Origin of the sequence: Niastella caeni, assembly GCF_004834005.1 — a bacterium.
In the GTDB taxonomy this organism is placed as follows: Bacteria; Bacteroidota; Bacteroidia; order Chitinophagales; family Chitinophagaceae; genus Niastella; species Niastella caeni.
The window spans coordinates 318,309-338,645 of record NZ_STFF01000008.1 but is presented as its reverse complement, the minus strand read 5'-3'; the positions used below and the strand labels follow the sequence as shown (position 1 = coordinate 338,645).

Sequence of the window (20,337 nt, the reverse complement as noted above, 5' to 3'; positions counted from 1 at the left end):
GGCCGGCGGATGTTTGCCGGCATAGATATATGACGCGCTGTACGGCGCTATACAATACGCTTCGTACAGCGCTATACTATACGCTCCATGAATCGCCATGCTACATTGATAATCAATACATTCTAAACCCTAAGCCACCACCCCCAAAGGCGCTGAATTGTACACGCTTAAGCTTCAGCACGCCATGATTGATCATATCAAATGCGTCGCTATAGTGTGTGGTTTCGGATTGATCAAGGTTGGGGTATTTCGCGGTGTTCTCATACTTCTTATCCTTTTCGGTCTTCCCGCCTTTCATGGTTACCGGCGCACTTGTGATAGATCGTATGAGCTTGCAACACCGGTTCCTATTGATATAAATATCCATTGTATCACCTGTATCGTTCTTTAACCACGTTTTGGTGTCGTTGTACTTATCGAAGTGAGTAGGCGCCAGGCCGGTATAGACCTCCACAACCTTCCATCTATTCTTACGGAAGGTATTAAGCACAATGGTATAATACTTCTCCGCATCATTACGCTTACCCTTTGCTGTGTGATCGTATATATAATACACCACTTTACGCCCATGTAGCTTATACTTATTACACAGCATTTGAACAGCATCTTCTAACCCTTGCGGCGCTAATGTGTGTATGCAATCAATATAGTTCAATGAATCTTTTTGCTTACCTTGTAGTTTACCAATCTGTGTTATTGGGATAGGGCTTACACTGTGTTGATAATCGGCAGCAATAATTAATGGCTTATTAGCATCATAATCATTCATTAGCTCATGGCAATGTTTATTCTCGTCAAAGTCTGGATAGAAGCCATCCTCGGGACGATCGGGATCTTCATTCTTAATAGCTACCTTAAGCTCATACGGTCGGGTGCTGGCGACTTTATCATCATACCAGCGCTGTCCCAATATTTGAATGGTGTGCGTATGGTCGCTTTCGACGTAGAAGGTAAGGTTGCGGCGAAGGTTGGATAAACGCACTTCAATGGCGTGGATCTTTGGTTTTAACTTCTGGCGTTTGTTGATGCCGGCGCCGTCATATTCTTCTTTTAACCGGTTCAACTCCAACTGCAGCGTTAAAATAATATCCAGCTTTCGGTAGTCATTAAGTTGTTTTTTGTTGAGCACCCACCGTATATGGGCCGGATCAGCCAGCTTATCAGTGGCAAAAAACTTACTCATAAACAACGGATGGTCATAGAATCGCATTCCTTTATTCGGGTGGCCTTCCTCGGTAATTACCGCCTTTTCATTACCGCGGAATACGGGAAACACCACATCGTTTAGTTCCTTTTCATCCATCAGTTTGATTTCATCAAATACACCGTGTTGCGCGGAGATCCCGTTCGCAGACCCCTTCTTTTGCATTGAAATCAGGAAGTGATTCACTCCATTCCACCAACTGATCATATGATCATATTTCTTTGCCGTATCAACCCGGATGAGTGGTTTTTCCCAGGTATCTGGCGGTTTGGTGCCTAGCACGTAATGCACGCCCGGTTCAAAGCCATCTTCATTTAAGCTATTGAATAATGGATTCAGGGTATTATCGCCCAGGTGCTCGAATGTTGGGCCGCATATGATGCCCGTTGAGCGGGGCAATTCCTTTACGGTATCTACCACATACAGGCTGATACCCATCGTCGTTTTAAACCCACCTCGGTTTGCCACGAAATAAGTGTTATTCGCCCTCACCAGGCGAATCATCATGTGCGGTACCGGCATCACCTTCTCGCGTACCGGCTGATCCATCGGGTTGTATATCGGTTGGTCCATTGTTGTTGATTTCTTCGTAATCGATGTATTCATCAGCAGCTTTCAAGGCATCCGCCACACTCATAGGTTGGGTTATGCTAACCCCATCAGGTAATTTGAATATGTAAATGGGTGGTGGTAGCTTGGTTCTGTCAGCATCATCGGGGATGCTATTAAGGGCATAGGTGTAGGCTTCCATAAGACGCGCAAAAGCGGCGATTTCTTTGTCTTTTGGGGTACGGTTCTTTTTCACCCGCAATTCGTCATCTTCAATATAAAACAACCCTTCACGAATGCGTTCAATATCCCGATCCATCCTATCGAGGTGCAGGTGTAACAGAAACCGTTTATTGATTTTACGGTTCGAACCAAATACCTCCTGGGCGTTGCAGATATCATTTTCAGCGGTGAATTTTGAAACGGAAAAAGTTCCGGCAATATGATCACGAATCTGCAACCAGGTCTTTTCTTTCGCTACCAAAAGCTCGTTAGCCGTTTCCCACCGGGCTAAAATCTTTTCTTCATCGCTGTTCAGTAGTATCTTTTCGCCGGCCAGGAACTTACCAATCCTTGTTTTAACATCCCCTCTTTGTGCTAACTGTTTCATTCATCATCGAGCTTTAAAAGTTTATTAAACTGGTCCACTTCCTTTTGCCAATCGAGTATCTTTTGCTCCCATTTTGGAACCAGCTTGTTTGTGGGGTCCTTTTTAATCTTTGCACGGTAGTCGCGGATGTAACGTAAAGCATTTTGCCGCTCGGTTACCCATCGAACCGGATCACCTACTACCTCTTTTTCCCAGCCGCCATCAGGTAGGTGACCGTTGGCCAGATAATGATCACGTTGTGCATAGAGATCGTCGCACTGATTATCCAGATCCATAATTCGGTGAGCAAGCTGGCAAGATTCCAGCGCTTTGGCCGTATTGCCATTTTCGCCTTGCAGGGCAACTTCATAGATGCGCTGTTGGGCGCTCATCAATTCAGAATACAAAGGGCGCCATTGCTCAAATAGGGCCTGAATAACGGGGTCAGTGATCGGATTGGGCCACCCTTTGTGAAGTTGGTTAAATTCAGGTTTTATGGCGTTATAGATCAATGGAGAAAACTTCAGATTGGCTTCAGTTGTAACCGGCGTAGGGCAAATCAATTCCTGCAGCGCCTGTTGCAGCCGCGTGCGTTTAAAATCGCTTTCGGCTTCTTTTGTAAAAAGGGCTACAAGCGCGGGATCTTTCCCGAACCTTAAATATAGTTTCACCCCTGCATCATAGTTTTTAACCCGGCTGTTGAGCCAGGCTTTAATGTCTACCATGCTGGAAATTTCGGTGGATGTTTTTTAGCTGGAAAGGACAAATATCATGTGCAGGTAATGTCGTTTATGTCGTTTACCAGACGGTAAATTTTTTGCAGCAACAGCATATATGAAAAGTAGCGCTCCCTTTCTTCCTGGCTACAGTCAGGGCATTTAATTTTTTGGCCAATTAGCGTAATAATACTAACCAGATCATAGTTTACCTGTTCAATGGTCAATTCTGACTTAAACAGGGCCAATGTTTCCTGAATTTGTTCAATTGTGGTTGGTACTTGCATCAATGCAGGGATTTGGGACATAGTTAAGGCGGTTTTGGGGTGTTAAATAGGTACAAAAAAAGCGCGGCCCTCGTTGCTAGTTGATCAGGCACGGGCGTACCCTTAACACAGCAACTACCGGCCACGCATAGCGTGGGCCAGTAGTCTTCGTGTTAAGTAAAATTTTGCCCGTTTCGATCAACTGAAGACTACGACAATAATATTTTAGAGCCGCTAATATAGGCGGCATTATAGGGGATCACAAAAATAATTAATAGAAAATAAATAAAATACTTATCTGCAGGCGGAGTAAAAAAATAACTCCTACGGTTAACTGGAAATACCATAGATAAAGAAGTTAAATGAATAATAATTGAATATCGCCTGGCTGGAATTACACTATTGTAGTTAATAAGGGTAAAATCAATAGTTTATAAATGTATAAAAATCATTTAAAATACATTGTTAAAAAGAAAGACCGGGTTTAACCGGTCTTGATAAATTTAATTAGCAGTTTGGTTCTGTATTAATACCCAAATGATTATTTACCGCATCATCAAAAAATTCGTACAACCCTGCCATCATTTGCATATGACCATAATGCTTACGCCGGGTTACTTCATCGTTGGTTTCGGCCATTTGCTTTCCCAGGAACAATATGATGTTTACACAATCATTTCGAAGCTGGTTGAAATGGTAATCCTGATCTAACATCCATAACCGTAATGCGGCATAATGCTCCTGATCGGGTGAGTGCTGTTTGCTTTTAAGATGTTTGCTAAGTTTGTTTAGCTTCCGTTGGAAGGAAGATTGTTGATTTTTTGCGGTTGCCTTCTGCATACAACATTGTTTTAAATATAAATTCCCCCACGCTGCAGAAGACAACCAAACCCTTGTACAGGGAATGAGTAGAATTACCGGGCCAACCGGCTCGTGGGGGAAAAATTTTAATCTTAGATCTTAGGATTGACCTGTACATAATGAATAATTTGGTGTTCTTCTGCAATCCTAAGGTAACAATTTTTTCTTAACTAACTAATTTTTTACCGCTTGCGAAAACACATATTGCGGCAATCCAAGGGGTTAAAAAAAGACTATAAATAAGGGCTTTGAACCAGCCTATATTATAATCTTGTGCAATTAAGGTATTAAATATTGTAAATAATGGGTAACCAACAATTAGGTATAACCACCATAAATCCAAAATAATTTGTAAATCGTTCATACAAAATATGTTTTGCATTAAGGTAGCAAACTTTAGTTTTAATGTTAAAAAAATTGAGGGCGATCAATTATAACGGCTAGGATTTACGCGCAATATGGACAGTACCTTATTTACGATCTTATCGCAATTCGTATTATTTTTTACAGCATCAATTTTGCCATATTTATTCTCCCATTCACTTATTTCTTTCTCAGTACGCGGAAAATTGTAGTTAAGCTGCAGCAATTTAACCAGGTGCCGACTGGATGTATGGACTACCTGGTTATCGGTTAATATTCGCTGCCTAACTTTTCCATAAATCTTGTAATGTGGATGGCTTGCAATTATACCAGTTACTTCAAATGCAGTTCGGTCAATACCCATGGATTGGGCATAGGTATGAAGATCTTCGATACCAATATCTGAAATTAGGTGTAAACCATCAGTAAATAACATTGTAATGAGTTTAGAGGGTTAATATGCCTGAATATCATGCTCCAGTTTTTCAAAATGCGAGATTGCTTTTACTATGTCGTTTTCCGTTCCCTTAAAGCGTTTAAAGTACTGTTGCTTCAGTTCAAGCACCAGAACAACCGCGGCCAGCTTACTTTTATCCCAGCTAATGCCAACGTTTTTGAAGCGCATAATGTATTCATGTGCTTTCAGCTTAATAGCCTTTTCAGCGGTCATTGGGTCATTATCAGTTTCCCAGGCCATGGTAATTGCATTAACGTTCAATAACAAATTTTGAACTATCAACTACATAGGTGCGGCCGCTGCTATCCTTTAAGCGTGTACCAGGCAATTGATCGAAATTTCTGCCATCAGCATAGTCATTCACTAAGCCGGGGCGCATACGTATATATGTATGATGATGATCACGCACCAGGAACTTTTTTCGTGGCCTGTGGGGGAAGATCACCCAGGTACCGGGCTTTACCATAAAAAGTGGGATGGTTATGGTGGATGTAGAAGGCATATATAAAAATTAAAAATCCCAGTCAGCCGGGTGTCGAAATCGCACCGCTTCGGATGTTACCTTTGCAGTAACAATTACCGGCTGACTGGGATTTAATAAGTTAATAGCACGATTTCGACAGGGCAAACATAGAATGTTTTTTGATAACCAGTTACCATTTTTTGATAATTATTTATCAAAATAAGGTTAAATCCTTATTAATTCCATGTTAACGAACCCTTTAAGAGGCAGTCTGAAGTGTGGATTTTTTATAAAATATTCCGCATTACGTATTAAAATGGTTTGCGTATAGTTTATATTCAGTAATTCGGCAACAGTAAAAGGCATTTGTATTGTTATTTCTTCCCGCTGCTGTAGAAAGGTTAAAAAGAAGGACCAGTTTTTTATGAATAAACCATAATCGGTTGTTGCATCATTAAACTCAAACACCAATGCTGTGCTAGTTATTAAGTTACCTTTATTATCATAGCAACCTGCCGATGCCATAGGATATTTATAATCAGGTTGACCATTTGAGTTATAACTATCTTTTAATCCAAAATTATAAGCCACATAAAAAGTATCAGTTTCACTTTCACCAGGGAATATATTGATATATGGTACAGTAATATTTCGGTTAAGGCTGTTCCTGCCAATATCCCGCAGCAAATCGAAGTAGCTTTCAGGTACCAAACAGTTTGTTATTATTTCATCAGTTTGGTCCTTCTGAATATAATCAAAGGTATTATCGGCAGATTTCTCCCATGTAAATATGTTTTCATCACTAACACATCTGTAATATGCATTCTCACTGAGCACAAAGAACATTTGATTTTCCACACCTTCACCGGCAGTTGGTAAATTATGCCGATTATTCACTATGCCCTGCAAATTGGTAACATCAATTTTTTCACCGCTTCCGGATGCCTGTTTTATGCTATAAATTTTGGCTTCACTATTTACTTTAAAATTATAGGTTGCTGCAGGAATAACGTTTCTCTGGGTACGTACGGCTACTACATTGTTCCGGTGCCTAATGGTTACTATTTTTTTTCTGTAATCAAAATCGAGCCACCAACCAAATCGGTTACTCAGCGCTAACAAAAATGTACCAATTTTTACCCTCGGTACATGATTCTTCATATTCCATACAACAAACTGAGAACTACCATTAAGAGCAGCTACTGAAGGACCAACATAATCGATTATTTTATTATGGAGCAAAACAATTTTAAGAAAATCAGGATCATTTAAAACAGATCCCTGAACTGACCAACCGAATGTGCTAAAAAGCTTTTGAATAACGAATTTTAGATATGGGAAGGGGCAAATTTCATTGCGCCAGCCTAATCGGAAGTTTACCCAACTAAGATCTAAGGTATAATTACCTGGTAATACATAAGGGTTATTGGCGCTTCCATCGCCACTTGTAATGCTACCACCAAAATTAAGGATACAAGGTCCTTGCGCCTGGTACCTGGTTAAGCCACCAGCATTAATTATTGGAAATATTGCATAATCAAACGTTCCTGGTGAGCTATTCATAACAGTTGTTACATGTGCCCAAAATCCATTACCGCTATAAACGTTTGTGCCATGCCAGGGAAAGCTAATATCTGAACCATAGTCACAATCAGCCAATGACTTATTTTCAACAAACTTATAGAAGTCGCTAACTCCAAAAAGATAGTAAACGGAAATACTTCCACGGCCACTGGCATTTAAATTACTCTGACCACTTTCTAACTTAATCTGTCCTCTGCTGTGTTGAAGACCATTGGTTATGCAAACAGTTTCAATTCCTACAGTTGATTTTTTAACATTAAGCAGATTGGGATAACCCAATAGCCTCATATTCTTTTCTGTTAATGGTATAGACAATGGCAAACTATACTGACCTTGTACTTCGTTAGTTAGCTGAAGGAAAGGATTTTCTTCCTCCAACTCTAATATAGTGTTGGGAAACAGATCAAGGAATTCCCCTTTTATTTGTAATCCGAAATCCATAATTAAAAAATTGATATAATCATGCCCGCAAAAGCGTTGGAAGTTATATTATTCCAGAGTACATGTTGGCCTGTAATATTACCAGCATGTTCATTAAATCCTATACTTAAAATAGCATTAGATGGTACAATGCCTATTAACTCCAAATCATAACTGGCAGTGCCGCCCGGTACAAAAATGGGATCATAAACACCTGGGCCAATTGAACCCTGAGCAATAAGGGCACCATTGCGCGTCAAAATATAGGAGAACGGAATATCGGTATGGTTACGTACAGTACTATTGGCATCCTGACCTGCCGTTGTGGTATTAACTGTTTTCATTACCACCGGCCCATATCCATCGTTTTGGCAAACAGTACGCATATATAAGGTTATGGACTGTCCGGCCAGAACTGTATAACTAAGTATACCACTGGGCTGATAAGTAAGATCAGTCCAATTGGTAATAAACCCGGGTATCTTATACTGCAGCTTTTTTGGGGTACCTGTTGGCACCTGATAAAAGAAGTTAACCGTTGCATTTGCCCCACTGTAAGTGGTTGTAGCAGCTCCTAACAACATAATTATTTCACAAACTTCGTTGCTTTGACCATCACCTAAGTCAACATTATTAAGGTCAATGAAATTATTCTGCCCATCGCCCAGGGATACCCCTGGCGTATAGTAATAGCTTCCAGCATCTGCCAACATCCATTCAATTGGTAGGGAGAATAATTTATCGGTAGTAGCCCTTAACCGATATTGTTTGGTTAACAGCTTTACCGGTAGTAACCGGCTACCCTGGGCCATGTACACTTCGCGGTTAAGAAAGGCATCGCGCAACCGTTCTTGTTCTTCCCTGGTTATATACCCAGCATCACCCTTATATGCCGGCAATTCCCGGTGTGGTGTGCTGGCATCGAACCGGGGCAAGGTATTGGTGAACGGCCAATCGGCCGCGGCAGTCATTTCAATATCCTGCCCATCAAGGGCTATATTGGTTTCTATGACGCCGCGAATACGAACAGTATCCAGCCCGCCCAAACTGTTGCGATATAGCAGGAACTTTTGGTTATAATCGTTACGTTGATCGTGCTGAAACCGGTATTTTTCTGTCAACAATTCATCGTTGACGTTAGTTACCCATACATCCCAATACCATATTGTTTTGTTTGCCTGCAATGCCTGTAATCCTAATTGCAATACACCGGCGGGCAAAAAATATACAAAAAATTGTTTCAGCGGTTGGGCAATATTGTATTGTGTGGTTGTTTGTGTAGCATCAGTATAAGTAAGTTGAATTTTTACAGTTAACGCCACATTTCCTGCAACATCGGTATTTAACCAGGTTAACCATAAAGGCTCTGTTAATGAGGCAAGCCGGCCTCGTTGCTGCCAGGTTAAAAAAGGTTTATTGGTTGGGAAATAATTAATGAAAAAGTTATTACCCTTCCACATATAAGGGTGTACCCCGCCCTTTACAATATTACATACACTCTGTTCTTCACTTGTATTCCATGGCGTGTTTGTATTGGTAGTACTTACACGCCTGTAATGGATGAAGAATTTACCGCTATGCAAGCCGGTAGATTGAGCGCCGGCCGTAGCCGGGTCGGGTGTATAAAAATTAAGCTGGCTATTGAGCAAGTCGGCAAGATCAATGAACGCAACTCCTTTATAAGGAGCAAGGGGAATGATGGCAATTTCTACCGGCGCCGCTGCTTCTTCGTAACGGGCAAATAATACCTTTACTTCAAAAGTATAAGAGTTATCGGCCACCGCCTCCGAATCATATAGTTGGTACAATATGCTGTTGCCAGCCAGGTTTATTGTGTATGGGCGCCGCTGTATTCCTATCATAATTTATACGTTCCATTTATCGGCATTGTACGCCGGTGCGTTAACATTAAAAGGAAGATCCATTTGCCAACCATAATGGTTTTCCAGTACAGGCCCGTCAACCGGGAAAAAATTCATTTGGTCAGCCATCAGGAAGCGCAAGGGTCCGCAATCATCATTCTGCATATCGCGGATCATACGGGCATAAAAATCGAACATGATGTTCATGGCCTTTTGCAGGGCAGATTCAACGGCTACATACATATTGCCGTCGGTAACAGCAACATTGACTACGAACAACAGGCTTACCTGTTGTTGCAGACGGGCTTCATCTACCGTGCCAATAGCCCGGCCGGTAAAGTTGTCAATAACCACCAATACACTGCCTGCATTGTTAGGAATACTCTCAACATCCTCGCCGGATTGAAATCTAATGAAAGCCCGCCGGGTTGTATCATCGTGCAAAACATCCTTATGCTTAATGCACAAACTCTTTACGTAATCTTCAAATTCTTTAAAATAGTACTCAGCCATTGCCAGTATTTTTATAGGCAGCTTTAATGCGGTCTGCTTCAGCTACCAGCTCGTTAAGTTCCATCATGAATACGTGAACGTACATTCTTTCTACATCATTAATATTACCATGTATAGCCTTTTCTGCCACCCCACGCATTACACTCCACAGGCCATACTTTGCAGGATCGCCACCGGCGCCGCCAAACACGTCGGGATTATTTTTAACCAGGCTGGTGCGGCAACCTTCATACCAGAATAATATGGCCTCCTTTATTGCCACAGGCCACCTGGCCACGGACCGGACATACAAGGCTGTTAAATTATCATTATAAGGCTCACGCATATCGCCTTCTTCATTACGCAACTTATTGTACCCTTTTTTTAATGGCCGGTACAAAATTGCAATCAACGTGTTCAAATGCTGTACACCGCCTTCCTCTTTATACTGCTGGTAATACTGCTCGGTAAATATGAACTCACACACCTGCAGATTACTAAAGTTATCGGCAGGGCCATAGCGGCCCCGGTAAATAGGTAGCAGGTTTTTAGTGATCGTATTTTCTTCAAACACCCAATCGACCAGGTACAACTTATCCTCAATCTCCATTGGCCCATTCCACCATAAAATAAACCACCGAATACCTGTTAATATTTTAAAAAGTTGAACCTGCGCAACCAAAAGAGTATGGCCAAGATTGCAAATACGAAGTACTTGTACCAATTGCCTGCAAGTAAGTTCGTCCCATGTTTCAGGAATGTTATACCATTTTTTATTGAGGTTAACTTTTTTCATCTGAACCGGAATATTTTTCGGCGTTCGTTACCGTTGGTGTAGGGCTCCTTATTGGGATCGGTTTTCAAAGGGCTACTGTCAAAGGCATTGGCAAAATCGTCGCCAAAATCAACATTATACATGCCGTTGGCTATATTAACCAAGTAGGTTGTTGAGCGGCTTAAATTATTCTGCCCTTCCCTATTGGCAGCATCCAGTTTACCAACCAGGTCATTAGCTGATGCCGCTACTCTGCCATCGCTTGTTGGGCTATCGAGACTACCTCTAAAGGCCAGGGTAGTAAAACCGTTCTCATCAAATTGAACAGCCATTGTTTCACCTGCATGTTTTATTGTAAACTGGGCCAACGACCTCTTTAAAATTTTCTTTACATCCACTTCGCCACCATCTGCCGTAATGATTATTTCATCCTGTGTTTTTACCCATGCCAATAAGTCCCTACCAAGTGCCGGGGCTAAATAATTTTCCTCTACTTCCTGCATAATTGGGCGTAAGGTCCAATACGTACGCAACGGTTGAAAAAGTGGGTAGTATCTTTTGAAATCGGTACCGGTTTTAATTAAGAAACTATCCAGTTCCTTAAACTCGTTGCTTTCCGTCCATTGCGCCCATTTATCTTTTGTTTCGAATAAGTAGCCTAACAACAACTCGATGCCATCAGTAGCATAGGACATAAGAGCGTTTTGAAGCTCTCTGAACTCCCACCGATGCGCGGCCTCCATTTTATCACTGCCAGCAGTTCGTATGCCACTATCCGTAATAATCGTGTGCATAAATGCCAGGTCATCTAAAAGGGCAAAGGCCGATAACGGCAACTGAATGTTCTTTAACAGTTCCTGCTCATCGGCTGTTAAAGGCGTTGCCGAGTTATACTTTGTATTAAGCGCACTGTATTGACCATTGCCGAGCAAAGGCATTATATGCATACGGCCAGCTTTATCTACATTCGGCAGGTTAGCCGTATCGCTTAACCTGCTAAGGCGGGGAATAACGGCCCTAATTTCTGCGATGGTTTTAATGAGTGCCATAATTAAGTTATGAAGCGCTGGCCGGTTCTTGTGCCGGCGCCGCGCCTGTTACCATTGGTTTTACGTTGCTGCCCGTATCGAGCGTTGTAGGAATTGTTGCCGGTATAATAAATTCCAACTTTTGCTTTTCGTTCAAAACATACTTCTTATCCCACCCATTGAACCGCTTTATTACGTTGAATATCCGGCGCACATTCTGACGTTCAAGTTCATGAATGATCACTTGTATTAATGTGCTTTCACGAACGTTAGAACCGCCCTGGGAGTTGGTATATGGGCCACTTGGCATGTTGGCACCAATGATGGCCGGATTAAACAAGGTGGCAAAGGCTATTTCACTATTAGCTGCCGCACTATCGGGCAACAACTCCCCCTGCTTAGTGGGGTCATCGATAGGTTTAACTTCTATTTCGGGTACCAGCTTTCCGTCGGGGGTAAAATAACCATCTACAAAAATTGTTTTGTATACGTTTTTGTTACCAGCCAGGTGTTCATCTATATCGTCGTACACCTTGTTCTTCTTATCGGAAATTTGGGCATCGGTGTAATCGTTCCAGTTCTTTTCCCCTTCGCCCAGGAAAACCCGCTCCCAAAATTTATCTGAAATTATTACAATGTACTTTGGCCGGAAATTATTCTCAAACATGGCTGCTTTCATTTCCGGTACGCCCTGGGCAATTTTAACCCAATTATACGCTGCATACCACAAAGGGGTGCTGTAATATTTTTTACCCCACCCGGGGTACTTAAAGGTCATTGCAAATTCAACCTTATTGGTGGCATTCACCCGCTCAACCAGGTCTTTTAAAGGATTGTTCCAGTTAAGGAGGGGAATGGTGATTATACGGTTATCGTTCGGGCTTCTTACCTTATCCCAATGAGCGCTGAGGTAAATGTTGTTGATACGGCCGCCGGCATCCTGCTTTTGGTACCTCATTTCCGTAACATCGTCACGTTGAAAACTGGCTATTTGATTTCTGGCGCCATTGAGCATAAAACGCGCTACACCGTTACCGAACCCACATTGATCCTTCATCCATGCATAGCAGTGAAAAAAGTGGTTGTTATCGTCGAGAAAGTCCTGTATTTCGGAAGCCATTATTATATCATCAACCACCATTTGCCCATTTTTTTCGTAATGCACCAGGGCCGGCAGTATACCGTTGTTGATGGCAAAGCGTGCTTTACCATCAATGATACTGTTTAGTATACCACATGTTTCAATGTCGCGAAACATTTCGCAGGGCAATTGATTGTTATCGCCCCATTTTGCCCACGGATAACCCTTCTCTGTATCATCGACCGGAACATTTGTGGTGTTGCGGGCAGGCGTTTGTGCGGCAGAACCCATATCGATAAACAGGGCGCCACTTCGGGTGCTGAAACCAATTCCATTTTTTATGCGAACACTCATTGCAGTACTCGTTTGCCGTTAAAAAAAATAATCAGCCGCCAATGCACTTTGGTAGCATGATCGCCGGGGTTACCCGGGTTGTATATATTGATAGTTTTATGTTCTCCATGGCTGGGGTTCTTCTTAAGCGATAGACTAGTTATACGGCTGAACTCACCAGGCAGGCGGCTAACCTGCTCACCGCCTATTATTTTTACCCAATTGCTCACCCGCTTTATTTTACCGCCCGTACCCCGGCGCCGGTCGGCAGTTATGAAAACCATATCGAACAGATTACCTGTATCGAGTTCTTTTAGCACTTCATGCCGCAATATGGTTTGTTGGCTCATTTCAATTAAAGTTCACCTTTTATTATAGGCAAGGAAAGGACAAGGTTATTTACCCGTAGCAGATTTCCACTTTTCAAGAATATATTCAGCACCCATTTTTTTAGTGGCCTGGCTGGCGTTGATGGCAAATCGTATTGCTTCTACAACGTCCTTATCAGTATACTGAAAACTTTCCAGCCGGTAACCAGCACGTTGCAATACCCACAATTTTTTATCAATCGTTATATGTACGTTTCGTTTCAATTTCCAACGATACTGAGCTACATTATTTTTTGGAATGTTCAGTTTATGGTAAATACCAGGTGTACCAATTACCTGTTTAAATGCTATATGCACTTTTTCAATGTTCATATTACTTAAATGTTGCGTCTGAACGAATAGCATCAATTCGTTGCTGCTGTTTTTCACTTTGCGAAATTGACAAGTAAGCTGTGATACCAGCAGCCAGTTGAGCATTCAGGTTATCGACGCTGGTTTGTAAATTGGCTATTACGGCCGTATTGGCTGTTGTAGCTTCATTATTAGAACTGGTGGCTATTACCCCGCCTTTTTCAAAAAGGCGAACCCGATGCATGCTCTCATTAATAACAGGAATATTGAGATAAGACGAACTGGTATTCTTCCATTTTGAGACAATTGGAGCGCCATTATTGTATAGGCTATTGTGCAGCAATTGATCTACCAGAGCAGCGTTGTTGCGAACAGTATTGCGGCTCAGAATTACCTCACCACCTTCAACCTCAGCAACCTTCCGGCCGGTGGACGGGTTTATAATGGGCATACCACCTTGGGAATGTGTAGGACCATCGAGGCGACCCCCTTTTGCAAATTTTGGAGGTTTTTGAGCTGCAATAAATCCAAGTTGAATAGCTCCTAAAATACCCATAAATGCAGCCAAACCAATATTGGGAACTGGTGGAGTAGCTAAAGCTTCAGCAACGCCCCGAGCCACTGTGATTGAAGTATTAACAAAATTCGTTGCTTTGTTTCTATTGAATTCCCTAATACGTACCTGCTTTTCCCGTTCTTCCTGTTGTTTCTCTACCTGTTGAACTTTTTTGTCATACTCTTTCTGACTTATGACTCTTCCATCGAGTTGGCGCTTATAAAGTTCTTTCTTCCTATCATTACTTAATCGTTCCTGTTCTAATTGTTGCTGATCACGTTGATTAGCCGCATCAAAAAACGCATTCAGAACAAGGGACGCATTTTGAATGAAACCAACTATTTGGTTGATAAGATTAACAGTTCCCTGTAACTTTTCATCGGCAATTAGCTTCTGGTACTTACGATTAATATCTGCTATATCTTTACCTGTCTTTTCAGCATTTGAAATTTCTTTATCTCGTTCTAATTCAAGCTGCTTTATTTTAATTGCAGTTCTTTCTTTACCGGTAGCCAATAATTCATCCACCTCTAACTGAAATTGCCGTCTACCTAAGGCTTTATCGGCTGTTTCAGCGGCACTGCGTGCAACTTTTTCTTGAAATACCAGTAACTGCTGTAGCCTATGCTCTTCAATCTCTCTTATCCTTTGCTGATTCTTTTTTTCTTCTTCAAGTCTTTTATGATTAATCTCCTTTACCCATCGATCATAAATTTGAGACTGTTCGTTTAATCGATTATCATCATTTTGTATTGACAAAATGATGAATTGATCTTCAGTTAGCTGCTTTTTTTTAAGGGCTTCCTTTAATTGAAATAACTGCTTGTCGTATTTTATTTCATTTGCAATTAATTCTTTGTCAATCTGGGCTTTATTAATAATATCGATTTCCCTAGCCTGTTCAAGTAACTGCTCCTTAAATTTTTGAAATAGGTTTTCAATTTTGCTTTTCTTCGCAGGATCCTCCGTTTCGGCTCCCCCTAAACCCAATAATTTATCTGCCTCATTAATCTGTGCTTTAATTTGTGGAATTAACTTTTTGATTACTTCAATACGAAGTCTATATCTTTCGGCTCTGTCACTTGATGAATCTCCCTGTCGCTTTGCACCGGTTAACAACTTTTCAGTTTTTTCCAGTTCTGAATTTAATTTAATAAGTTCTGAGGTAAGATCGGCTGCTGATAAATTAGCAATTGCATCAAATTCTTTTTGCGCCTGATCTGTTGTAAATTTTGAAAAAGCTTCAATGTTTCTTCTAAGATCATCCGCTTGAAATATATTAAGACCTGTTTTTAATGAAAGCGAAATTGTACTGCTGAGCTTAGTAAACCCAGTTGCAACATCATCAACAAAACTGAGCAGTTTAACTTTTAATGGGAGTAACTTTGTACCAATACTTTCCTGAATATCCTTTAACTTTTGTTCAGACTTTGCTAATGCTCCTGGTAAACTTTCCCCAAAGGATTCAGCAGCACCATCAACCTTTTCCTTTAATAAACCGGTGATAATACTAAAGCGTTCTGTTTCACTTGATGTTTCTTTAATTTTAATACCATAATCTTTTAACGCTTTGCCATTCCCTTCCAACGCCTTTATAATTACCCTTGAAGCCTCATCAAGTGAGATTCTATTTTTTGCCGCAAAATTAACAATGATTGGGGTTAGCTCATCAATTTGCTTCTCTGTTAGCTTACCATAGGTAATAAGATTATTAAACACTTCAACAACATCATCATTGTCTAAAAACTTAAACTTATCAGCCATTTTTTGAGCCTTGCCGCTCAACCGGTCAAAAGCATCTGCACGACCAATATTGTCCAATGTATTCCTAAAACGAGCTGTTGCATTTTCAGCCTGTAAAGCTTCCTCAATAGATGAATTGAAAAAACTACGAACAGCACTACCTAATGCTTGAACAGTTGCAATACCTGCACCGAGGCCGGCACCCTCCAAAAATCCGCTTACACTACCAAAAGCTTTTTTAGTTAAAGACTCATCAATGTTTCCTGCTTTTGATTTTGCATCAGCCAAAGCATTTTTTACCGACTGTATTTGAACACCAAGCTGGTGAAATCGAGCAGTGCCCTGATCAACAACTAAAAATTCTTTATTTAATGCTGCTAATGTTGTTTGCAACTCACGTATACTCGGTTGCAGTTCACCCCGAAGTTTTTTCCCGGCTCTGTCAATTGGCTCTTGAAGCTTATTAATTTCGGTTGTTAGCCTTTGAATTTGCTTTGGATCAGTTGCCTTTTCCAATTCAATTTTCAATTGTTGCTCTTTCTTTATAAGCCTGTCATATGCCTTTTCAGCCTCACCACTTTGAATAAATATATTAACGTTTCTATTAACAGTAGTTGCCATATTTATTTAACATAAATGTTTTCAATAATTGCATCAACCTGGTGTATTGCCACTATGTCGGCTAACGCTTCAACCCCATTCGAGCCATTTAGCGTAGTATCAATAAAAGGTTTTGCAGTACGGCCACCGGTGCCAGCTTTCCCTAAGCTACCAGCATTGGTGCTTTTACGGCTTCCATACTTATCAATCCATCGGCTACCTTTGTTGCCACCCCTTCCTTTACCAGCGCCGGCACTGGTATATATTAAGCTGCGGTTAATTGTGCTAAAAATGACTTTGTTTATAAACCCGGCATTATCACTCCCGTATTTATCCTTTATTTTTTTAAGGCTTTCTCCTTTACTAGGACTATTTGCACGGTGGGTAATACTCATAGCTGTACCCGTAGCCTGCAATTGAGTACGTGCAGTGCTACCCCAGGCTTTTACCGCTTCATTGTATTTATCAGCATTTAATGCCATAAAATAAGTTTAGAAAAAAGCCCCGCCGGATGCGGGCGGGGCCTATTGGGTAAGGAATTACAACCGGTTATTCACAGTAAATTATTTTTTGCCGGGTTCAACGACAGGCGTTTCCTGTTTGTTCTTACCGCTGGCTTCAATAGGAACAAAATCTTTTCTACCCTGTTTAATAAGCACCTCTACTGCGTGTGGTGGTATGTCTTTTACATGGCCTGACCATACACCAGGTATCTGTATTGACCGGTTCCAGTTACCCGTATGTTTCCACCGGGCACGGGTATCAGGGTTAGTTAATTCCATTTCCATAAATGAATAACTTTAAATTAGAAAATAGTGTTTACCAAAGAGTATTTCTGGAATTAAGCGAACGTTACATCAAGCGCTGCCAGGTAAAAGAATTTCTTTTTACTTTTAATGGTAACGGTGTAAGCCTTCTGACCTTCCTTAGTTGTTTTACCATCAAAGGCAATTGATGCTTCCACAGGAACACAATCATCACCTAACTGAATATAAGAATCGTTGGTAAGGCAATCCGCATCTTTCAAAAATACTACCTTATCATCATTCAATGCTTGCACCATTTGTTCAAGCGTAGCGGGATTGTCTCCTAAGACAATCAATTCGGCAGTGTGTTCTAATTCCTGAGCGCCGGCATCACCAACGGTAGCGCTTGTATGTTTAACAGAATGAAGCTGACAATCCCATTTATAAGCACCTAACCCGGTTCCCCAGGTATGTGCCGTGGTGATCTTCACTTTATCACCAATAGCTGCAGGCGTGTTGGTTGGCCGCTGCCAGGTTGTTATGTCCTCAATAGGGCTGAAGTACAAGGCAGGTTTGTAACCGCCTGTTTTGCCGGTTTGCGATGCTTTTGGAAGGTTGCCGTAATTGGGCATATTAAAAGGTTTTTGAATTAAAAATGATTGTCGAATCAAGCTACAGGAAACAGTTAATTAGCTAACGACTTCCTCTAACACAGATCCTATGCAATTGTTCTTTATAAGCCATTGTTGAGCTTCAACATCAACAGCCAATTCCAATGCAGTTCTTTCGCCTATTTCGGGTATACGCACTTTTGGCAACTTTACCCGATACTTTTTGCCATCTACAACAAAGCACCCTTCTTCAACAAGTGGCATTACTTCATCGGCAGGCGCTTCAACAGATGGAGTTATTTCATCGGCAGGCGCTTCAACACTTGGTGCTTGAAATTCTGTATCCTGCTTTTGTTTGATTTTTGACATAAAGAATAATGATGGTAATGAAATTGTTTGTACCTGGTATAGAATTATACTTTACAACCGCCTTCGAATCATATAACCTTTGGCTGTAAGCTTAGTGGTTCCACTACTAATCAACTCAATATAATAGGATCCATAATAAAGTGGGCTAATAGTCCAAAACTTTGTATTGGTTGCTGCATTTGAAAACGTTAACGTATCGGTACTGATACCAATAAAATTTACTCCATCATTACTTGCTTTTAAAACAGCCCTGCCTGCAGCGGTTCCACTTGCCCTTTTTACAACCAACTGGATACTTTTTGCATCGTCAGGTGTTTCGAATTTAATGTAGCTGGTATCGGCATTGTTTAGCGTGTCTTTGGCGCTTTTTACCACTGTAACCTGCTGGGCATTTATATTGCCGGTAAAACACAGTAGTGTGGTTATGCTTAACAAAAAAACAATAATTCGTTTCATTTATAATTTTTTTGAAATGATATAATGAGGATAAGAAAAAAGGATAAGGTTACGGATTAAGGCTGCGATATAAATTACAGGTCCTGGTCGTTGGTGAAAACCAAATCTTTCAACAAGAACCCTTCTCCAATGTGAAAGTCGGTCCAAATTTTAACATTACGATCCACGCTTTCAACTTCAAGCGCTGTACTGTTCTCAAAACCTTTGACACCGAAAATGGCATTCTCCTTTGGAGTGCTCCAAATTTTTGCAGAACCAGACATTGAAGCCCGACCCATTACGCGGAATCCGGGGAATTCTTCTACCGTTTGGAGATCGGAAACCTGGGCGTAATTGATGTTGTATTTCTTTTTCTTACCTCTATAATAGCGTAAGGCCAGGGTACGGTTCATGTTAATGTCCATCGATTTGTCCCAGTACAATTCAGGGATGGCAGCAACAAACGCCTCAACCTGATCGCACCAGGTTTCAGGGTCAGTACTTGGTGCACCCGTTACTATAGGAGTTATTTCGGTTGCCGTAATTGCATCATTGATTATCTTTCTTACGGCATCAATTACATCAACGGCATTACCTGCCGTACCAGGAGTTGGAGCCAGATAAACTCCTTTGTACACTGCCTGATTTTCCAGATCCTGATACAACTGGTTGAAAATATATACCTCAACAAACCAGCGGATGAATGGCCACGTTTTGCGATCGGTTTTTTCATTGGTTAAAAAGCCCAACCAGGTATTAACCAACTTTGTGGGATTGAACTGCTGATCTACTTTCACCATTTGTAAATCAATTACCACTGGCTTGAATACTACTGACCCTTTTGGAGTGTATGCATCCTGATAAGGTTGCAAAATTTCACCCACCTGTACATCACTATACCGAAGTTGCGTACTTTCAGTAGGCACGTTTGTAAACGCCTCCCTGGTACCAAAAGCTTCAAAGGGCCGTATAAGCAAGCTTTGCATGTTCTGTCCTTCATTTCGGTAATACGAACCGAAATCGGCAACTATTTGGGAGGCGGTTATTGTTGTATCGGGCATTTTTAAAATTTTAAAGTTTACGGAAAATGATGGCTATGAAAATTATTATAACACTATTTTGAAACTGGTTTTCCAAACATGGAATCAGCCAACCTGTTTAATGGGTTGTTTTCATCGGCATACGATGGTGTTGATGAATTGCCGGGTTGCGGATCTTCATCGCGAGCAGTTGTTTGAAACTCACCAGCCGGGCTTTTTTTCAGGGTAGCAATTTGATTTTGCAAGCTGGCAATAGTATTGTCACGGGCTTGCAAATCGTTTTGAGCCTGGGTAGCGGCAGTTTGCGCATCCTGCTGGGCTTGGGTAAGCTGTTGCTGCAGGTTATCGCGCTCTGTTGTTAAGGTAGTCACACTACCATTAACTGTTTCTAAGGCGTTTTCAATCGCATTGAAGTGGCCAGTAGTAACCCAAATTCCTTCATTCAGCGCTGTGCTGTCGAAGTATTCGCCTTGTGGCACTAATGCAGTAATGCGTGGATAACTCATATTTAAAA

At 41.3% G+C, this 20,337-nt stretch carries 25 protein-coding genes; all 25 read right to left on the bottom strand.

The genetic code is table 11. The features are described from left to right. Positions 1-112: 112 nt before the first annotated feature. Complete coding sequence (locus FAM09_RS24915) at positions 113-1,777, bottom strand: hypothetical protein (RefSeq protein WP_136579881.1); 1,665 nt, start codon at positions 1,775-1,777, stop codon at positions 113-115. After that, positions 1,683-2,363, bottom strand: a complete 681-nt coding sequence (locus FAM09_RS24910) for a hypothetical protein (protein ID WP_136579880.1) — start codon at positions 2,361-2,363, stop codon at positions 1,683-1,685. The genes FAM09_RS24915 and FAM09_RS24910 overlap by 95 nt, the downstream gene beginning before the upstream one ends. After that, positions 2,360-3,067 (bottom strand): hypothetical protein, encoded by a 708-nt coding sequence (locus FAM09_RS24905; RefSeq protein ID WP_136579879.1) that lies wholly within the window; start codon positions 3,065-3,067, stop codon positions 2,360-2,362. Before FAM09_RS24905 ends, FAM09_RS24910 begins: the two co-directional genes overlap by 4 nt. Positions 3,068-3,111: 44 nt before the next feature. Further along, positions 3,112-3,366 carry a hypothetical protein gene (locus FAM09_RS24900; protein WP_136579878.1) on the bottom strand — a complete coding sequence of 85 codons (255 nt, stop codon included), beginning with the start codon at positions 3,364-3,366 and terminating at the stop codon, positions 3,112-3,114. 465 nt (positions 3,367-3,831) lie between these two features. Beyond that, positions 3,832-4,164 carry a DUF1943 domain-containing protein gene (locus FAM09_RS24895; protein WP_136579877.1) on the bottom strand — a complete coding sequence of 111 codons (333 nt, stop codon included), beginning with the start codon at positions 4,162-4,164 and terminating at the stop codon, positions 3,832-3,834. 187 nt (positions 4,165-4,351) lie between these two features. Next, entirely contained in the window at positions 4,352-4,549 is a 198-nt protein-coding gene (locus FAM09_RS24890) for a hypothetical protein (protein WP_136579876.1), read from the bottom strand. A 63-nt stretch (positions 4,550-4,612) separates the two neighbouring features. Next, on the bottom strand, positions 4,613-4,984 hold the full coding sequence (locus FAM09_RS24885) for a DUF4031 domain-containing protein (RefSeq protein ID WP_136579875.1): 372 nt from the start codon (positions 4,982-4,984) through the stop codon (positions 4,613-4,615). Positions 4,985-5,002: 18 nt separating this feature from the next. Further along, a complete protein-coding gene (locus tag FAM09_RS24880; RefSeq protein ID WP_136579874.1) occupies positions 5,003-5,266 on the bottom strand; it encodes a hypothetical protein in 264 nt (87 codons plus the stop codon). Further along, positions 5,256-5,507 carry a hypothetical protein gene (locus FAM09_RS24875; protein WP_136579873.1) on the bottom strand — a complete coding sequence of 84 codons (252 nt, stop codon included), beginning with the start codon at positions 5,505-5,507 and terminating at the stop codon, positions 5,256-5,258. The genes FAM09_RS24880 and FAM09_RS24875 overlap by 11 nt, the downstream gene beginning before the upstream one ends. A 186-nt stretch (positions 5,508-5,693) precedes the next feature. Then, on the bottom strand, positions 5,694-7,493 hold the full coding sequence (locus tag FAM09_RS24870) for a hypothetical protein (RefSeq protein ID WP_136579872.1): 1,800 nt from the start codon (positions 7,491-7,493) through the stop codon (positions 5,694-5,696). Between the two features lie 2 nt (positions 7,494-7,495). After that, positions 7,496-9,334 carry a hypothetical protein gene (locus FAM09_RS24865; protein WP_136579871.1) on the bottom strand — a complete coding sequence of 613 codons (1,839 nt, stop codon included), beginning with the start codon at positions 9,332-9,334 and terminating at the stop codon, positions 7,496-7,498. 3 nt (positions 9,335-9,337) lie between these two features. Continuing rightward, the gene (locus FAM09_RS24860) at positions 9,338-9,847 is read right to left on the bottom strand and encodes a hypothetical protein (protein ID WP_136579870.1); all 510 of its coding nucleotides are present in this window, start codon (positions 9,845-9,847) and stop codon (positions 9,338-9,340) included. Then, complete coding sequence (locus FAM09_RS24855) at positions 9,840-10,622, bottom strand: hypothetical protein (RefSeq protein ID WP_136579869.1); 783 nt, start codon at positions 10,620-10,622, stop codon at positions 9,840-9,842. The genes FAM09_RS24860 and FAM09_RS24855 overlap by 8 nt, the downstream gene beginning before the upstream one ends. Then, entirely contained in the window at positions 10,619-11,650 is a 1,032-nt protein-coding gene (locus tag FAM09_RS24850; RefSeq protein WP_136579868.1) for a DUF6712 family protein, read from the bottom strand. Before FAM09_RS24850 ends, FAM09_RS24855 begins: the two co-directional genes overlap by 4 nt. A 7-nt stretch (positions 11,651-11,657) precedes the next feature. Next, positions 11,658-13,064, bottom strand: a complete 1,407-nt coding sequence (locus FAM09_RS24845) for a hypothetical protein (protein ID WP_136579867.1) — start codon at positions 13,062-13,064, stop codon at positions 11,658-11,660. After that, complete coding sequence (locus tag FAM09_RS24840) at positions 13,061-13,393, bottom strand: hypothetical protein (RefSeq protein ID WP_136579866.1); 333 nt, start codon at positions 13,391-13,393, stop codon at positions 13,061-13,063. The genes FAM09_RS24845 and FAM09_RS24840 overlap by 4 nt, the downstream gene beginning before the upstream one ends. Before the next feature lie 45 nt (positions 13,394-13,438). Further along, positions 13,439-13,744, bottom strand: coding sequence for a hypothetical protein (locus tag FAM09_RS24835; protein ID WP_136579865.1), 306 nt, complete (start codon positions 13,742-13,744; stop codon positions 13,439-13,441). Between the two features lies 1 nt (position 13,745). Further along, positions 13,746-16,643 (bottom strand): hypothetical protein, encoded by a 2,898-nt coding sequence (locus tag FAM09_RS24830; RefSeq protein ID WP_136579864.1) that lies wholly within the window; start codon positions 16,641-16,643, stop codon positions 13,746-13,748. Positions 16,644-16,645: 2 nt separating this feature from the next. Next, positions 16,646-17,104: a hypothetical protein gene (locus FAM09_RS24825; protein ID WP_136579863.1), complete on the bottom strand. Its 459-nt coding sequence runs from the start codon at positions 17,102-17,104 to the stop codon at positions 16,646-16,648. Positions 17,105-17,185: 81 nt separating this feature from the next. Continuing rightward, entirely contained in the window at positions 17,186-17,410 is a 225-nt protein-coding gene (locus tag FAM09_RS24820; protein WP_136579862.1) for a hypothetical protein, read from the bottom strand. A 53-nt stretch (positions 17,411-17,463) separates the two neighbouring features. Beyond that, on the bottom strand, positions 17,464-18,000 hold the full coding sequence (locus FAM09_RS24815) for a hypothetical protein (protein WP_136579861.1): 537 nt from the start codon (positions 17,998-18,000) through the stop codon (positions 17,464-17,466). Between the two features lie 57 nt (positions 18,001-18,057). After that, positions 18,058-18,348: a hypothetical protein gene (locus tag FAM09_RS24810; RefSeq protein WP_136579860.1), complete on the bottom strand. Its 291-nt coding sequence runs from the start codon at positions 18,346-18,348 to the stop codon at positions 18,058-18,060. 51 nt (positions 18,349-18,399) lie between these two features. After that, on the bottom strand, positions 18,400-18,804 hold the full coding sequence (locus FAM09_RS24805; RefSeq protein WP_136579859.1) for a hypothetical protein: 405 nt from the start codon (positions 18,802-18,804) through the stop codon (positions 18,400-18,402). A 74-nt stretch (positions 18,805-18,878) separates the two neighbouring features. Beyond that, a complete protein-coding gene (locus FAM09_RS24800; RefSeq protein WP_136579858.1) occupies positions 18,879-19,844 on the bottom strand; it encodes a hypothetical protein in 966 nt (321 codons plus the stop codon). Positions 19,845-19,897: 53 nt separating this feature from the next. After that, entirely contained in the window at positions 19,898-20,329 is a 432-nt protein-coding gene (locus FAM09_RS24795) for a hypothetical protein (RefSeq protein ID WP_136579857.1), read from the bottom strand. Positions 20,330-20,337: the final 8 nt, after the last annotated feature.

Excerpts from the sequence above, each read along its gene's own strand:
- FAM09_RS24860 (WP_136579870.1), bottom strand. The coding sequence starts at position 9,847 with ATGGCTGAGTACTATTTTAAAGAATTTGAAGATTACGTAAAGAGTTTG.
- FAM09_RS24870 (WP_136579872.1), bottom strand. The coding sequence starts at position 7,493 with ATGGATTTCGGATTACAAATAAAAGGGGAATTCCTTGATCTGTTTCCC.
- FAM09_RS24810 (WP_136579860.1), bottom strand. The coding sequence starts at position 18,348 with ATGTCAAAAATCAAACAAAAGCAGGATACAGAATTTCAAGCACCAAGT.
- FAM09_RS24825 (WP_136579863.1), bottom strand. The coding sequence starts at position 17,104 with ATGGCATTAAATGCTGATAAATACAATGAAGCGGTAAAAGCCTGGGGT.
- FAM09_RS24800 (WP_136579858.1), bottom strand. The coding sequence starts at position 19,844 with ATGCCCGATACAACAATAACCGCCTCCCAAATAGTTGCCGATTTCGGT.
- FAM09_RS24820 (WP_136579862.1), bottom strand. The coding sequence starts at position 17,410 with ATGGAAATGGAATTAACTAACCCTGATACCCGTGCCCGGTGGAAACAT.
- FAM09_RS24795 (WP_136579857.1), bottom strand. The coding sequence starts at position 20,329 with ATGAGTTATCCACGCATTACTGCATTAGTGCCACAAGGCGAATACTTC.
- FAM09_RS24850 (WP_136579868.1), bottom strand. The coding sequence starts at position 11,650 with ATGGCACTCATTAAAACCATCGCAGAAATTAGGGCCGTTATTCCCCGC.
- FAM09_RS24910 (WP_136579880.1), bottom strand. The coding sequence starts at position 2,363 with ATGAAACAGTTAGCACAAAGAGGGGATGTTAAAACAAGGATTGGTAAG.
- FAM09_RS24845 (WP_136579867.1), bottom strand. The coding sequence starts at position 13,064 with ATGAGTGTTCGCATAAAAAATGGAATTGGTTTCAGCACCCGAAGTGGC.
- FAM09_RS24835 (WP_136579865.1), bottom strand. The coding sequence starts at position 13,744 with ATGAACATTGAAAAAGTGCATATAGCATTTAAACAGGTAATTGGTACA.
- FAM09_RS24865 (WP_136579871.1), bottom strand. The coding sequence starts at position 9,334 with ATGATAGGAATACAGCGGCGCCCATACACAATAAACCTGGCTGGCAAC.
- FAM09_RS24915 (WP_136579881.1), bottom strand. The coding sequence starts at position 1,777 with ATGGACCAACCGATATACAACCCGATGGATCAGCCGGTACGCGAGAAG.
- FAM09_RS24895 (WP_136579877.1), bottom strand. The coding sequence starts at position 4,164 with ATGCAGAAGGCAACCGCAAAAAATCAACAATCTTCCTTCCAACGGAAG.
- FAM09_RS24905 (WP_136579879.1), bottom strand. The coding sequence starts at position 3,067 with ATGGTAGACATTAAAGCCTGGCTCAACAGCCGGGTTAAAAACTATGAT.
- FAM09_RS24815 (WP_136579861.1), bottom strand. The coding sequence starts at position 18,000 with ATGCCCAATTACGGCAACCTTCCAAAAGCATCGCAAACCGGCAAAACA.
- FAM09_RS24890 (WP_136579876.1), bottom strand. The coding sequence starts at position 4,549 with ATGAACGATTTACAAATTATTTTGGATTTATGGTGGTTATACCTAATT.
- FAM09_RS24840 (WP_136579866.1), bottom strand. The coding sequence starts at position 13,393 with ATGAGCCAACAAACCATATTGCGGCATGAAGTGCTAAAAGAACTCGAT.
- FAM09_RS24805 (WP_136579859.1), bottom strand. The coding sequence starts at position 18,804 with ATGAAACGAATTATTGTTTTTTTGTTAAGCATAACCACACTACTGTGT.
- FAM09_RS24855 (WP_136579869.1), bottom strand. The coding sequence starts at position 10,622 with ATGAAAAAAGTTAACCTCAATAAAAAATGGTATAACATTCCTGAAACA.
- FAM09_RS24885 (WP_136579875.1), bottom strand. The coding sequence starts at position 4,984 with ATGTTATTTACTGATGGTTTACACCTAATTTCAGATATTGGTATCGAA.
- FAM09_RS24900 (WP_136579878.1), bottom strand. The coding sequence starts at position 3,366 with ATGTCCCAAATCCCTGCATTGATGCAAGTACCAACCACAATTGAACAA.
- FAM09_RS24830 (WP_136579864.1), bottom strand. The coding sequence starts at position 16,643 with ATGGCAACTACTGTTAATAGAAACGTTAATATATTTATTCAAAGTGGT.
- FAM09_RS24875 (WP_136579873.1), bottom strand. The coding sequence starts at position 5,507 with ATGCCTTCTACATCCACCATAACCATCCCACTTTTTATGGTAAAGCCC.